We start from the raw sequence: 13,949 nt of genomic DNA on the forward strand, positions 1-13,949 counted from the left end.
CGGAACGTTCTGTGCACGATCCGGCATTCCGCCGTCATTTTGACGAAAACTCGCCACGATTACCGGGCCATTCGCGATATTCGTGGCTTAACAGATAGTTACCGGGGGAAGCCGTTAACTATCATTAAGAATGTCTTAACCGGAAGCATTTCATTCGCGCGACCAAGCCAATAGGATGTTTGCGGGAAGTAGCGGACAAGCCAAGCGACGGGCAGTCCGCGATCGTGGGACGGGATGCTTGCATCGTGACGTGGGGTCATGGTGCGCGCAGGGAACACGACTCGCGCGGGAACTTCCGTAGTATTGCGTAACAGGGGACGCGTGGAACGAGCATGGCAAACAATACAAAGAAGGCCAAGGATCCGACCGAAGCTGCTCTCTCCGCCATCCAGGAGGCGCTCAACGTGGATGGGCGCGAGCCCAATCTGCGTGCCGACAACGCTCCGGCGACCGGCCCGATGGACCTCGACGAGCCCCGCTTCGATTCCCGCATTTCTGCCGATCGTCCAGATTTCGAGGCCGCCGAGGAGCCCCGCTTCGGTCGCCGTGCCGCCAATGACGATCGCGAGACCATCGGCCAGATCCTGCAGGCACTGCAGAAGAACCGCCCTGCCCGCAACGTCTATACGCTCGCCACTTTGTTTGCCGGCGTGTGGGTGATCGCCGCCGCCTTCCTGGCATTTGCATTCCTGCCATCGCTGCAGGCCATGGCCGGCCAGGGCTCCGGCGGTACGCTGGCGCTTGTCGGCCTCGCCGCGGCGCTGGTCGCGCCGATCCTGCTGTTCTACTTCCTTGCTGCCCTCGCCTGGCGCGGCCAGGAAATGCGGATGATCGCCCAGTCGATGGCGCAGGTCGCGATCCGCTTTTCCGAGCCGGAAGGCTCATCCAGCGATGCCATGGTCACCGTCGGCCAGGCCATCCGCCGCGAAGTCGCTGCCATGGGCGACGGCATCGAACGCGCCATCGCGCGTGCCGGCGAGTTGGAATCCCTGGTTGCCAACGAAGTCTCCGCGCTCGAGCGCGCCTATTCCGACAACGAAGTGCGCATCCGCGCCCTGTTGCAAGACATCGCGCATCAGCGCGATAATCTGGTCGGCCAGGCCGAGCAGGTCCGCTCGGCGATTTCCGGCGTGCAGATCGATCTCCGTCACGACATCGCGCTGATCTCCGACGCTATCGCATCGCGCGTCGATGAAGTCGCCAAGAGCATCACCGGCGCCCTCGAAGAGCGCGGCGAACACATCACCAGCGCGCTCGGCCGCGCCGGCGACAACATGATCCTTGCCCTCGGCGAGCGCGGCGGCGACCTGCTCGACCGCCTGGAAGAAGCCTCGGGCGAGACCACCCGCGCCGTGCTGGAAGCCTCCGAGCGCCTCACCACCAGCCTCAACTTCAAGACCGGTCACGTCCACGACGAATTCGTCGATCTCGCCGATCGCGTCCACGAAATGCTCAACGAGCGTATCGATCGCATCACCAGCGATTTCGAAACCCGTTCGGCGACCATCGTCGATCGCGTCTCGGACCGCACCGAGCAGGTCCACGACACGCTGAAGAATTCCAGCGACAGCCTGCTGCTCGAACTCGAACTGCGCAGCAACGATCTCTCCAGCCGCATCGACGATGCCGGCAATCGCCTCGCAACGCAGGTTCTCACCTCCGGCGACAAGGCGAGCGAGTCGCTCGAAGCCACGGTCACGGCGCTGGCCGCCAAGGTCGCGAGCCAGACCGAGAGTGCGCATGACACGCTCAGCCTGCAGATGAATGCCTTCGAACAGCTGGTGAAAGACCAGGGCTATGAGCTCGCCGAGCGTTTCTCACGCGACAGCGGCAGCCTGGGCGCCATCATCACCAAGCACATCTCGGAGTTCGATCGCACGGTGAAAACCTTTGGCGGCGAAGTGGTCGAGCGTCTCGGCCAGCGCACCGAAGATATCAACAACACCCTCAAGACCTATGTGGACGGCTTCGACGCCCGCGTGACCTCGAATATCGGAGGCATCACCGACACGCTCGACGGCCGCCTGGCGCATTTCGAAACCACGTTCGAAAACCGCGTCAACTCGCTCGACAGCTCGCTCGACAGCCGCATGCAGTCGTTCGACCAGACGGTCGATCACCGCCTCAAGGGCCTGGAAGACACCTTCGACCAGCGCGCCCAGTCGGTCACCGCGATTGTCGAAGCACGCCTGCAGTCGTTGCAGTCGACCCTCACCGATGGTGCCGAGCGCGCGGTCGATACGGTGGATGCACGCCTGACCCATCTCACGAACTCGCTGACCGATGGAACGACCCGCGCCGTCGAGACTGTCGATGCGCGCCTCACCCACCTCACCACGTCGCTCACCGAGGGCACCACGCGCGCCGTCGCCACGATCGACACCCGCCTCACGCATCTCACCACCGCCCTCACCGACGGTGCGGTGCAGGCGATCCACTCCATCGACGACCGCCTGTCGTTCCTCACGACCTCACTCACTGAGGGCACCGTGCAGGCGATCGGCGCCATCGATCACCGCATCGCCGGCGTGACCCAGGCGATCGACGATCGCAGCACCAACCTCGCCGACACCATCACTGCGCGCTTCCAGGGCATCCATCAGGGCGTCGAGAGCCGCGCCGGTGCCATCGCGACCGAAATCGAAACCCGCGTCGAGCAGTTCGAGGAGCTGCTGGGCTCGCGCATCGAGGCCGTTGCCGGCCGCATCGAGACCTCGGGTCGCACCGCCAGCGACCAGCTCATGGCACGCGCCGAAGAACTCTCGCTCGGCATCAAGACCAATGTGGACAATGCGGAGAACGCGCTCACCCATCTGATGATCAACACCAGCGAGACGATCCAGGCCGGCGCTCGCGCCGCACAAGAATCCCTCGTCTCGGTCTCGACCGATGTCGGCGCGCAGCTGCGCCTGACCGCCGCAGATATCGAGAACTCGCTGACCGCGATCGGCACCAACGCCGCCAGTGCCATCGTCAGCAGCGCGCGTGAAGCGCAGACGACGCTCATCACCGCATCGAGCGATGCGGCCGAGCACGTCAAGACATTGTCCGCCGATGTGGAGCGCACGCTGACCAGCGCCGGTTCGACGACTGCCGCCTCGATCGTGGCCGGCGCACGCGACGCCCAGACCACGCTCGTCTCGACCTCGACCGAAGTCACCACGCAGATGCAAACCTTGTCGGCGGATATGGAGCGCACGCTCACCACCGCCGGCACCGCGACCGCCGATGCCGTGCTGTCCGGCGCCCGCGCCGCGCAGTCCACGCTGGTCACCGCTTCGACCGATGCGACGCAGCAGGTCCGCTCGCTCGCCGCCGACGTCGAGCGCACGCTGGTTGCCGCCGGCAATGCCAGCGCGGAATCGATCCTCGCATCGACCCGCAACGTCCAGTCCTCGCTCATCGAAGCCTCGACCGAAGCCGCCAATCAGGTGCGCACGCTCGCGGCCGACGTGGAGCGCAGCATCACCACCGCCGGCGCCACTACGGCCAGCTCGATCGTCACCGGTGCCCGCGAAGCGCAGAACACATTGGTCCTCGCCTCTTCGGAAGCGACGACCCACGTGCAGTCGCTCGCCGCCGACATGGAGCGCAGCATCACGGCTGCGTCGAGTGCCACCGCCGATGCGATCGTCAACCATGCCCGCGAGGCACAGTCGGCGCTGATCGCCGCGTCGAACGAAACCACCTCGACCGTCCGCAATCTCGCCATCGACGTGGAGCGCACGCTCACCGCCGTCGGCGCCGATGCAGCCGCCTCGATCCTGTCGAGCGCCCGCGAAGTGCAGACCTCGCTCACCACCTCGTCGGCTGACGCCGCCTCGCAGATCAAGGCGATCTCGACCGACATGGAGCGTTCGCTCTCCGCAGTCACCGCCAACACCACCGACAACATCAAGTCGACTGCCACCAGCGCGCAGCAGACGCTGATCGCCGCCTCGACCGAAGTCGTCACCCGCATCAAGACCACCTCGTCGGAGATCGAGCGCTCGGTGTTCACGGCCTCGGGCTCGTTCGGCACCACCATGAGCGCGAAGACCGACGAGATCGTCGGCTATGTGCAGCAGCAGACCGAGCGTCTGTCGCAGATGGTGGACGCGAAGCGCGGCTCGCTGGTCGATGCCCTCGGTGGTAAGGCCAACCAGCTCACGGTCGACATCGACCGCGTGACGGTGGATGCGCTGAAGGCGATCGAAAGCCGCAGCCAGACCTTCACCCAGACGCTGGCAGTCTCCAGCACTGATGTCGCCCGCGCCATCACCACGGCCGGCGAACTCGCGGCCGGCGCGGTCAACAAGTCGCTCAGGGATCTCGAAACCTCGTCGCGCTCGGCCATCGAGCAGTCGCGCCAGGTGTCGATTACCGCGGTCACCGAAATGCAGGAGACCAGCAAGATCCTGCGCACCGATACGGTGGCGCTGTTCGAGCGGCTGCGTGAGGGCAACATCCTGCTGCAGGAAGTGCTCACCGGCGCCCACGACAACCTCAACTCGCTGGAGCGCGCGCTCGTCACCCGCGTGGCCGACTTCGTCGCCACCATGAACGACGTGACCTCGCGCAATGGCGTGGCGACGCAGACGCTCGAAGAGCAGCTCACCGTCTTCACCGCCAAGTCGGAGAAGGCACTGGGCGATCTCGGCGAACTCTCGACCCAGTTCGAGGCCCATGGCCATGCGCTGGTGGATGCTGCAGCCCTGGTGGAGCAGAGCAACCGCTCGACCCTCACCTCGGTCGGCGACAAGAAGCTGGCGCTGGAATCGCTGGTCACCACCATCGACAGCCGCACCAACGATCTCGATGCGCGCCTCAGCCGCTTCACGACCCTGCTCGACGAGTCGCTGGCGGCTGCGGAAGAGCGTGCACGTGACATCGCCCGGGTGGTTGCCGAGACCGCCGGTGCCGGATCGTCGGCGATCAGCAAGCAGTTCGAAGCCGTGCGCAGTGCGGCGGAAGAAGAGCGCCGTGCCACCACGGATGCGATGTCCGAGATCTATCAGCAGGGCACCCGCGAAGCGGAGTCCATGTTCAAGGCCTCGGCGGACAAGTTCGCCTCCATGGTCGTGAGCATGAAGGCCATGGCTGCCGAGATGCAGAACGAGCTGGAAAGCACCCGCACCGAACTGCGCCGCGGCGTGTTCGAGATGCCCCAGGAGGCCGCCGAGAGCACTGCGCAGATGCGCAAGGTGATCGTCGATCAGATCGAGGCGCTCGCCGAGCTCAACCGCATCGTCGCCCGCCACGGCCGCGGCATGGACGTGGTCTCGACCGCCACCCGCAGCGCACCACAGCCGCGTGAACGCGAGCCGGAGCCCGTGATGGCCACCGTCGGCGCAAGCCGCGTGGAAGCCCGCAGCGAACCGCGTGAAACGCCGCGCGCCGAAGCCCCACGCGCTGAGGCACCGCGTCGCTCCTCGCCGATCGGCACCGCATCGAGCCTGCCGACCGCAGACTTCGGCAGCCCGTCGCGCCGCACCGAAGCGCCGCCAGTGGCTCCGGCCACCGAGAGCCGCGGCGACGGCTGGCTGAGCGATCTGCTCGGCCGCGCCGAGGACGAGGAAGAAGCGCCCCGCGCTCGCGCACCGCAGCCGGCAGCCCCCAGCAATCCACTGGAATCGCTGTCGCTCGACATCAGCCGCCTGATGGATCGCAATCTCGCGGCCGAGATGTGGGACCGCTACCAGCGCGGCGAGCGCAAGGCCTTCAGCAAGCGCCTCTACACACCGGCCGGCCAGAAGGCCTTCGATGAAGTGGCCCGCAAATATCGCGCCGACCGCGCCTTCAAGGGCACGGTGGATCGCTACATCACCGAATTCGAGCGCCTGCTCGACGAGGTGGCCCGCGACGAACGCGGTCCGGCGGCGCTGCGTTCGCACCTGACCTCGGAAACGGGTCTGGTCTACACGCTGCTGGCGCATGCAGCGGGGCGGCTGGGGTGAAGCTTTGTAGGATGGGTTGAGCGCAGGCGCGAAGCGCCGAAGCGACAACCCATCAGCGGAGCTTGCCGCAACCACGTAATGATGGGTTTTCGCTTCGCTCAACCCATCCTACGGATCTGCGTTTGAACGCAAAAAGCGGAGGCAGCGATGCCTCCGCTTTTTGTTTGGGTTCAATTGCTCACCTGCGACTGCCCTGTCGTCGCCCGGCTTGACCGGGCGATCCAGTAAACACCGGCCTTTGTTACAAAGCGCTTTGCTCGTATGTACTGGATCACCCGCTTTCGCGGGTGATGACAGGCGGAACTGCGAGGCGGCGCTACTGGGCGAACCCGATCCGCTGCGTAAAGCTCCGCGTCTCGCCCATCGCAATCTTCATCACACCGGGTTTGTCGCTAAACTCGCCATCGAAATCCACCGGGCTGGCATAGCCGTGCCATGGCTCGATGCAGAGAAACGCGGCGCCTGACGGCTTCGACCAGATGCCGAGTTGCGGGAAGCCGTCCCATGCGAAGGTGATCGTCGGTGCGCCCGACGCCTGATAGCGCAGGGAGTTGCTGGCGATCTGATCGAAGATCATCGCGTCCTTGGCGAACAGCGCTTCGGACAGCGCGAGCCTGTCGCCCTGCACGGCCGTTGCCTCCGACTCAGGCAAGAGAAGCCCGCCATCAAGGCGACGGATCGGCGCGGGCTCAGACTTTTCGAATACGATGCTGTGCGCTTCCTTGGCGACACCGCCGGCCAGCGGCCAATGAAACGCCGGATGTGCGCCCATCGAGGCCGGCAGCGTCTCGTCGCCCGTATTGGTGATGGCATAGCCGATCACCAGCTCGTCGCCCTCGACCGCGTAGGACACATCAAGCCGGAATGCGAACGGGTATTTTGCCCTGCTCTCCGCACTATCGCTCAATGACAACACGCACAGCGTCTTCTCCCGCGCGGTCCAGGCAAAGCGCTGGTCGCGGGCGAAACCGTGCTGGGTCATGGGATAGGTCTGGCCGCGATGCCTCAGCACATCGCCTTTCAGCCGCCCGACGATGGGAAACAGGATCGGCGCATGGCGCGGCCATTCGGGGCCGGCCTGCCACAGCACCTCCTGCCCGTCTGCATTCTTCAGCGAACACAGTTCGGCGCCATCGGCCTTGATGGTGGCCATCACCCGGCCATTGCTGATGGTGAAATGATCGTCGGCGGCCATGAACGCTCCTGCGTAGGATGGGTTGAGCGGAGCGAAAACCCATCGGCTGGACGATCTGGCAAACTCCGCCGATGGGTTATCGCTCCGGCGCTGACGCGCCTTTGCTCAACCCATCCTACAAGAGTCCCGTGTCAGCGTCTCCGCAATTGCTGCGGCGGAGCCTGCTGCGGCTGCGGAGGCGGCGCTGCCTGTTGCGAACTCGTGCTCGGGCCGAACAGCAGGCGCGTCGGGTTACGGTCGAGATTGTTCACCGCCCGGCTGACATCGTTTAGCGTGCGCGAGGCATCGCCGAGGGCGCGGCGGCCATCAATGATCAGCTGCCCCGTGCGCTTGTCGAGATTGTCCGTCAGCTCGTGGAACGACTTCACCGCCGCGGTCAGCGCGCCGCCATCCTTGCCACCCGCCAGCGTGTCCAATCCGAGCATGATATTGTCGGTCTTGGCGACGACGCCATCGGCCTTGCCCATGATGCTGTCGATCTTCTTCATGATGCCGTCGATGGACTCGGCGTTGCGGGCGAGCACGCCGGTGAAGGTCTCGACATTGCTGAGCGCGCCCTTGAGCGCCTCCTGATTGTCGGTGACCAGGCGATTGACGTTCTGCAGCGTCGCGCGCACGGCCTCGCCGATATCCTTGGTCGCCTCGGGATCGGCGGTGAGCACCGGCACGCCGTCGGTATCGACAGGCACTTCCGGCGCATCCGGCGCGCCGCCCTTCAGCGCGATCGCGGCCACACCGGTCAGGCCCTGGAATTCGAGGCCCGCCAGCGTGTCCTTGCGGATCGGCGCCACGGTATCGATCATCGCCAGCGCCACCACGCGCTTGGGATTATCGAGCTTCACCGAGACGATCTCGCCGACGCGGATGCCGTTGAAGTTGACATTGCCGCCATTGCGCAGGCCCGATGCCGAGCCTTCGAACACGACCCGCAGCGGCGTGCGCTGCTTGCCCGAATGCAGGTTTTGAAACCACATCACGAAGCCGATCGCCGCAGCGATCACCGCCAGCGTGAAGCTTCCGATCAGGACGTAATTCGCCCGCGTTTCCATCACTCAAACTCCACTCAGGCCAGTGGCCTTGTCGTTCACGACAGCGCGTGCGCGCTTGCCATGGAAATATTCACGTAGCCACGGATGCGTTGACGCCTGCATGTCGGCGATGGTGCCGTGGGCGATGATCTTGCCGCTGCCGAGCACCGCGATGCGGTCGCAGGCGGTGTAAAGGCTGTCGAGATCGTGGGTGACCATGAACACCGTGAGCCCGAGCGTCCGCTGCAGCGTGCGCACCAGCTCGTCGAAATCGCCGGCGCCGATCGGATCAAGGCCCGAGGTCGGCTCATCGAGAAACACGATCTCCGGATCGAGCGCGAGTGCGCGCGCCAGTGCCACGCGCTTGATCATGCCGCCCGACAGTTCCGACGGAAAGCGCTCGACCACTTCCGGCTTGAGGCCGACCATGGCGAGCTTTGCCATGGTGATCTCGTCCAGCAGGCGCTGCGACACCTTCAGATATTCGCGCACCGGAAACTGGATGTTCTGCCGCACATTCAGCGACGAGAACAGCGCACCATGCTGGAACAGGATGCCCCAGCGGCGCTCGATATTGCGGCGCTCTCGCTCGTTGCTGTCGAGATCGGTGCCGAACACCTCGATATTGCCGGCCACCTTCGGCACCAGGCCGATGATGGTACGCATCAACACCGACTTGCCGGCGCCGGATGCGCCAACGAAGCCGAGGATCTCGCCGCGCGCCACGTCGAGATTGAGGCCGTCCAGCACCTTGCGTTTGCCGAAGGCGACGGTGAGATCGCGGACGCGGATGATCGCGTCCTTGGTTGCCGGTGTGGTTGCTTCTGCCGGGCTCATGATCAGATCCCGAGCGATGCGAAGAAGATGGCGAACACACCATCCATCACGATGACAAAGAAAATGCCCTTCACCACGGATGCCGTGGTGTGCTGGCCGAGCGACTCCGCGCTGCCCTTCACGGCAAGGCCTTCGACGCAGGCGACGATGCCGATCACCATGGCCATCACAGGCGCCTTCGCCATGCCGACGACGAAGTGATTGATCGACAGCACCTCGCGCAGGCGCGACAGGAAGGTCGCGGGATCGACGCCGCCATACATCCAGGCGACAAGACCGCCGCCATAGAGCGCCGCCATGGCGCCGAGGAAGGCCAGGATCGGCATCGCCAGCACCAGCGCCATCATGCGCGGCAGGATCAGCACCTCGACGGGATCGAAGCCCATGGTCTGCAGCGCGTCGATTTCCTCGCGCATTTTCATGGAGCCGAGCTCGGCCGTATAGGCACTGCCGGAACGACCGGCCACCATGATGGCGACCAGCAAGACCCCGAGTTCGCGCAGCACCAGAATGCCGAGCATATCGACGACAAACACATCGGCGCCGAATTTGCGGAAGTGGAAGATGCCCTGCTGGGCAACGATACAGCCGATCAGGAAGGTGATCAGCACCACGATCGGCACCGCATTCCAGCAAACTTGCTGCAGGTGATGCACCATGGAGGTGAGCCGGAACCGCGACGGATGCAGCCAGATCCGGAACCAGGCGGCGATCACCGCACCGATCATGTCCACCAGCGACAGCAGCGTCTCACCGACGCCATAGACATTGCGGCCGATGCCGTCGAGCACGACGGTGATGCCGTTCGGCCCCCGCCCCGGCGCCGGCCGCGGCTTCACCTTGCGGACCTCATCGACCAGGCTCGCATAGTTCTCCGACAGGCCGGCAATCTCGGCCTCCTGCCCGCCCACCGTGAGCGTGCGGCGCAGGCGTTCGATCAGCCACGCGCCGAACGTGTCGAGTTTGGCGACCTGCGAGACATCGATGGAGATATTGGGCCGGCTGCCGCTGAGCTTCTCGGCATCGGCGACCAGCTTCTCCATCAGCGGCGCCGACGCAGAGGTCCACGCGCCGGCGGCGCATAGCGCCAGGCCATCGCCCTTCGCAACCTGTTCGAGTGTGGGGCTGCTCACAGCAAGCCCGTCGGGTGGTTCAATCGAGACATGAACAAAGTATTAACACGCCGCCATACGGATTTGAGAAGCTCAATTGGACCAACACGATGCTATGGTTAACGCCGCGTAAATTGGTGTTCCAGAACCGCCTGTGAAGCACTGCATTACGTCGCAAACAAGTTCACCCCGGTCACTTAAACTTATAGAGATCGACATCAAGTTCACCGCCTGCCTCAACCCGGAGGACGCCTGCTTGTCCGCTGCAGCCTCGCTTTCCGCGACATTGACCGCCCGTATCGAAACCTGGCCCATCGCCGGCAGTTTCACGATCAGCCGTGGCGCCAAGACTGAGGCTGTGGTGGTGGTCGCGGAGATCAGTCGCGGTGGCCACACCGGCCGCGGTGAATGCGTGCCCTATGCACGCTATGGCGAAACGCCAGAGGCGACACTCGCGATGATCCAGGCCATGACCGGCGCATTTGCCGCAGGGCTCGACCGCGCCGCCTTGCAGGCCGCCATGCCGCATGGGGCTGCCCGCAACGCAGTGGATTGCGCTCTGCTCGATCTCGAGGCCAAGGAAAGCGGGCTCCGCATCTGGGACCTGCTGCAGCGACACGCCCCGGCCCCTTGCACGACCGCTTACACGATCTCGCTCGGAACACCTGAAGCGATGGCCGCAGCCACCGCGAATGCCGCGCATCGCCCGCTGCTCAAGATCAAGCTCGGCAGCGACGACGACATGGCGCGGATCGCCGCCGTGCGCGGTGCTGCGCCGAAGGCGGACCTGATCGTCGATGCCAATGAGGGATGGACGGCGGAGAACCTCAAAGCCAATCTCGACGCCTGCCATCGCGCCGGCGTGACGCTGATCGAGCAGCCCCTCCCCGCCGGCCATGACGAGGCGCTACTGCACGTGCAGCGGCCGATCCCGGTCTGCGCCGACGAGAGCGTGCATGACCTCGCCTCCTTGCCCGCACTGGCCGGCCGCTACGACGCGCTGAACATCAAGCTCGACAAGGCCGGCGGCCTCACCGAGGCGCTGAAGATGGCCGACGCTGCGCGCGCCATGGGGCTCGACATCATGGTCGGCTGCATGGTGGCGACCTCGCTGGCGATGGCACCGGCGATGCTGATCGCGCAGGGCGCACGGTTCGTGGATCTCGATGGGCCGCTATTGCTTGCCCGGGATCGCGACGGTGGGCTGCGATATGATGGCAGTACGGTTTACCCGCCGGATGCGGAGCTTTGGGGGTAGCCGTAGGGCGGATGAGCGAAGCGTCATCCGCCGCGGAGCTTCAATTGTGATTCGGCCGGCGGATGACGCCTTCGGCTCATCCGCCCTACGAAACCTCATGCAATTTCTCGCTCACCCGCTTCCGACCGAGCCAAATCACACCCGCGCCTGCCAGCCCCAACGCAGCCATCACGTAATACACGCCCTCGCCATAGCGCGCGTAAATGGCACCTGACAGCACCGCCATGCTGCTCATCACGAGGCCGGTGCAGGCCGTGACATAGCCCTGCGCCCGCGCCATCACATGCTGCGGGACATGATGCAGCAGCAGCCCCATGGTCCCGAGTTGCGTCAGCCCATAGGTCGCGCCGTGCAGCAGTTGCACGACCACCAATACTGGCAGCGGCAAGGTCTGCGCCGTCAGCGTCCAGCGCAGCAACGCGCCGAGGCCGCCGAGAATGACCAATGTCGCCGGCGCCCATGTGATCCGCGGCGACAGCGCGAACAAGACGATCTCCGCAAGCACGCCGAGCGTCCACAGACCGGCAATGGTGAGGCCGTCATAGCCGGCCGTTTGCCATGTGATGGATGCGAATGTGTAGTAGCCGGCATGGCTGCCCTGGATCAGCGCCGTCGCAACAGCGATCGCCAGGAAGCCGGGATCCCGCAACAGCGCGCTTGCTTTCGACAGCACCTTGCCGTCGCCGGTGGTTCCACCGAGCGGCTGCAGGCCGAGACTGACAATGGCCGACATCACCATCGCACCGACGATCACCCAGATGAGTTGCGTGCCATCGAGCCAGTTCACCACCAGGCCGCAGACCAGCGCGCCGACCACGAAGGCCGCCGAGCCCCATAATCGTAGCGGTCCATAATTGAAGCCGAAGCGCACCACGCCCTTCAGCGCATAGCCATCGGTGAGCGCCGTCAGTGGTGTCCACACGATAGCGGTCAATGCGAACATCAGTAGGATGGCCAGCGGTTCGCGTAGCGTACCAACTACGCCAAAACCGATCATTGTGAGAAAGGCGCAGACGATCATGGTCTGGCGCAGCGCATGATGACGCTCGGCGAAAGCAGTGATGAAGGGCAGCGTCGTGAAGCGCGTCGTCGACGGCACAGCGAGAATGATACCAATCCACGCCGGGTCGATCCCGATCGCCTTCAGCCAAACGGGGAAGAAGGGCAGATAGAATCCGCTGGAGCCGAACACGGTGCCGTAGAACATGGCCAGTCGCTGCGCGAATTTGCGCGCTGGGGACGCAGCGATCTGGGGACGAGATTCGGGTATCATTGGACGGGTTGCGATTCGTGTGCGATCGTTAACGTGATGAGATACCGCGCCTGTCGGCGCGCCGCGAGTGGACCTGATGGCCGAAGAAGCATTTGCCCTGTCGCCGATCAACGCCCGTCCGAATCTGCCGGGCGAGGCTGACTACGAGGCGATCCGCGAGGCCTTCATGGAGACCGCACGGGGCCGCTGGTTCCTTGCCGAATATACCAAGCGCAACCGCAATGCCGATACCAATCTGCTGCTGGAAGCCGTATCCCGGCTTGAGGGCAATCTTGCCACGCAAAAGCAGCAACCGCAGGGGCTGAGCCTCACGGCAGCCCTTGGCGCGATCCGCGCCGCTTTGCGCCAGGCCAAGGCCACCGCCATCGAGGTGCTGCCGCGCAGTGAAGGCGACACGGCGCAGACCGCAGCTCGCAACGGCGCCCGCATCATCCGCGAGATCGCCCTGACGATGCGCGAATGCGGCGCCGATACCCGCATCTGCGATCTCCTGGACACGCAGGTGAAGGCGATCGAGACGGCCCACGCGGCCGTTGAGGCACGCAACAGCGAGAAAGGCCGCGACGCCGTGCTGGCGAGCTACGATGCGCTGATGGAGCGTATCGAGGCACTGGCAGACGGCAGCCTTGCGCCGACTGCAAGAACCGAAGCCCCTGTCGCGGAACAGGCCCATGAGCCGCGCGAGGCGTCCGTGACGCCGCTGTTCAAGGCACCTGCGAGCGAGGCGGCCGCCGCCCCCTCCGCGGAAACGATGCGGGCGCCAAAACCTGCTTTCAAGCCGGCTCCCGTCGAGCATGCCCTCGCAGCGGCAGAGGCCCTGGCCGAAGCAGCCGAAGCTATGGTCAATATTCCGGTAGCGCTGCCCATCGAAGCGACGGCGGACGTCGAGACAAGCTTCGAAGCCGAAGAGGCCGAAGATCTCGCCGTACTCGACGCCGTCGCCATGGAAATGGGCGCCCTCGATCTCGACGATACCGACGAACTCTTCGCGCCGGCCCCAGAGATGGCGGCAAGCGAGCAGGTCTATCGTGCCCCTGTCGCGCAGCCATCCCGGGATGCCGAGATGACGCTGGAAGAGATTGCAGAGGTTGCGCTGGCACCGGCGATGCCTGCGGCACCGGAGATGCCCGCCCCCTCACTCGGCGCTGCGCTGATCGCCAATGGCGTGATCGCCAATCCGGCAGCCCCCGCCTCCGATCCGCTGGCGCCGCTCCGGCGCATGACCCAGGCCGAGAAGATCGCGTTCTTTTCGTAGGGCGGATGAGCCGAAGGCGTCATCCGCCGGCCGAGTGCATGTGGCGTAAGACGGC

The 13,949-nt window shown here is 65.0% G+C and carries 8 protein-coding genes; 3 read left to right on the top strand and 5 right to left on the bottom strand.

Annotation, left to right across the window (positions count from 1 at the left end):
- Positions 1-332: 332 nt before the first annotated feature.
- Entirely contained in the window at positions 333-5,936 is a 5,604-nt protein-coding gene (locus AC1RQ5_RS22930; RefSeq protein WP_493202014.1) for an apolipoprotein A-IV repeat region-like domain-containing protein, read from the top strand.
- Positions 5,937-6,252: 316 nt separating this feature from the next.
- On the opposite strand, the gene AC1RQ5_RS22935 is transcribed toward AC1RQ5_RS22930, so the two are convergent.
- From AC1RQ5_RS22935 to AC1RQ5_RS22950, 4 genes are all read right to left on the bottom strand, one after another.
- Positions 6,253-7,131 (bottom strand): aldose 1-epimerase family protein, encoded by an 879-nt coding sequence (locus AC1RQ5_RS22935; protein ID WP_493202015.1) that lies wholly within the window; start codon positions 7,129-7,131, stop codon positions 6,253-6,255.
- Positions 7,132-7,262: 131 nt separating this feature from the next.
- Positions 7,263-8,180: an MlaD family protein gene (locus AC1RQ5_RS22940; RefSeq protein WP_493202017.1), complete on the bottom strand. Its 918-nt coding sequence runs from the start codon at positions 8,178-8,180 to the stop codon at positions 7,263-7,265.
- Between the two features lie 3 nt (positions 8,181-8,183).
- On the bottom strand, positions 8,184-8,996 hold the full coding sequence (locus tag AC1RQ5_RS22945) for an ABC transporter ATP-binding protein (RefSeq protein ID WP_398479677.1): 813 nt from the start codon (positions 8,994-8,996) through the stop codon (positions 8,184-8,186).
- A gap of 2 nt (positions 8,997-8,998) precedes the next feature.
- Complete coding sequence (locus tag AC1RQ5_RS22950) at positions 8,999-10,129, bottom strand: ABC transporter permease (RefSeq protein ID WP_493202020.1); 1,131 nt, start codon at positions 10,127-10,129, stop codon at positions 8,999-9,001.
- 235 nt (positions 10,130-10,364) lie between these two features.
- Between AC1RQ5_RS22950 and dgcA the strand changes: the two genes are divergently transcribed.
- Entirely contained in the window at positions 10,365-11,366 is a 1,002-nt protein-coding gene (gene dgcA / locus AC1RQ5_RS22955) for an N-acetyl-D-Glu racemase DgcA (protein WP_493202021.1), read from the top strand.
- Between the two features lie 85 nt (positions 11,367-11,451).
- On the opposite strand, the gene AC1RQ5_RS22960 is transcribed toward dgcA, so the two are convergent.
- Positions 11,452-12,639 (bottom strand): MFS transporter, encoded by a 1,188-nt coding sequence (locus AC1RQ5_RS22960; RefSeq protein ID WP_493202023.1) that lies wholly within the window; start codon positions 12,637-12,639, stop codon positions 11,452-11,454.
- A 76-nt stretch (positions 12,640-12,715) separates the two neighbouring features.
- On the opposite strand from AC1RQ5_RS22960, the gene AC1RQ5_RS22965 reads away from it, so the two are divergent.
- Entirely contained in the window at positions 12,716-13,894 is a 1,179-nt protein-coding gene (locus AC1RQ5_RS22965) for a hypothetical protein (protein ID WP_493202025.1), read from the top strand.
- Positions 13,895-13,949 lie beyond the last annotated feature (55 nt).

It is taken from the genome of Tardiphaga sp. GW821-FHT12E02 (assembly GCF_058807155.1).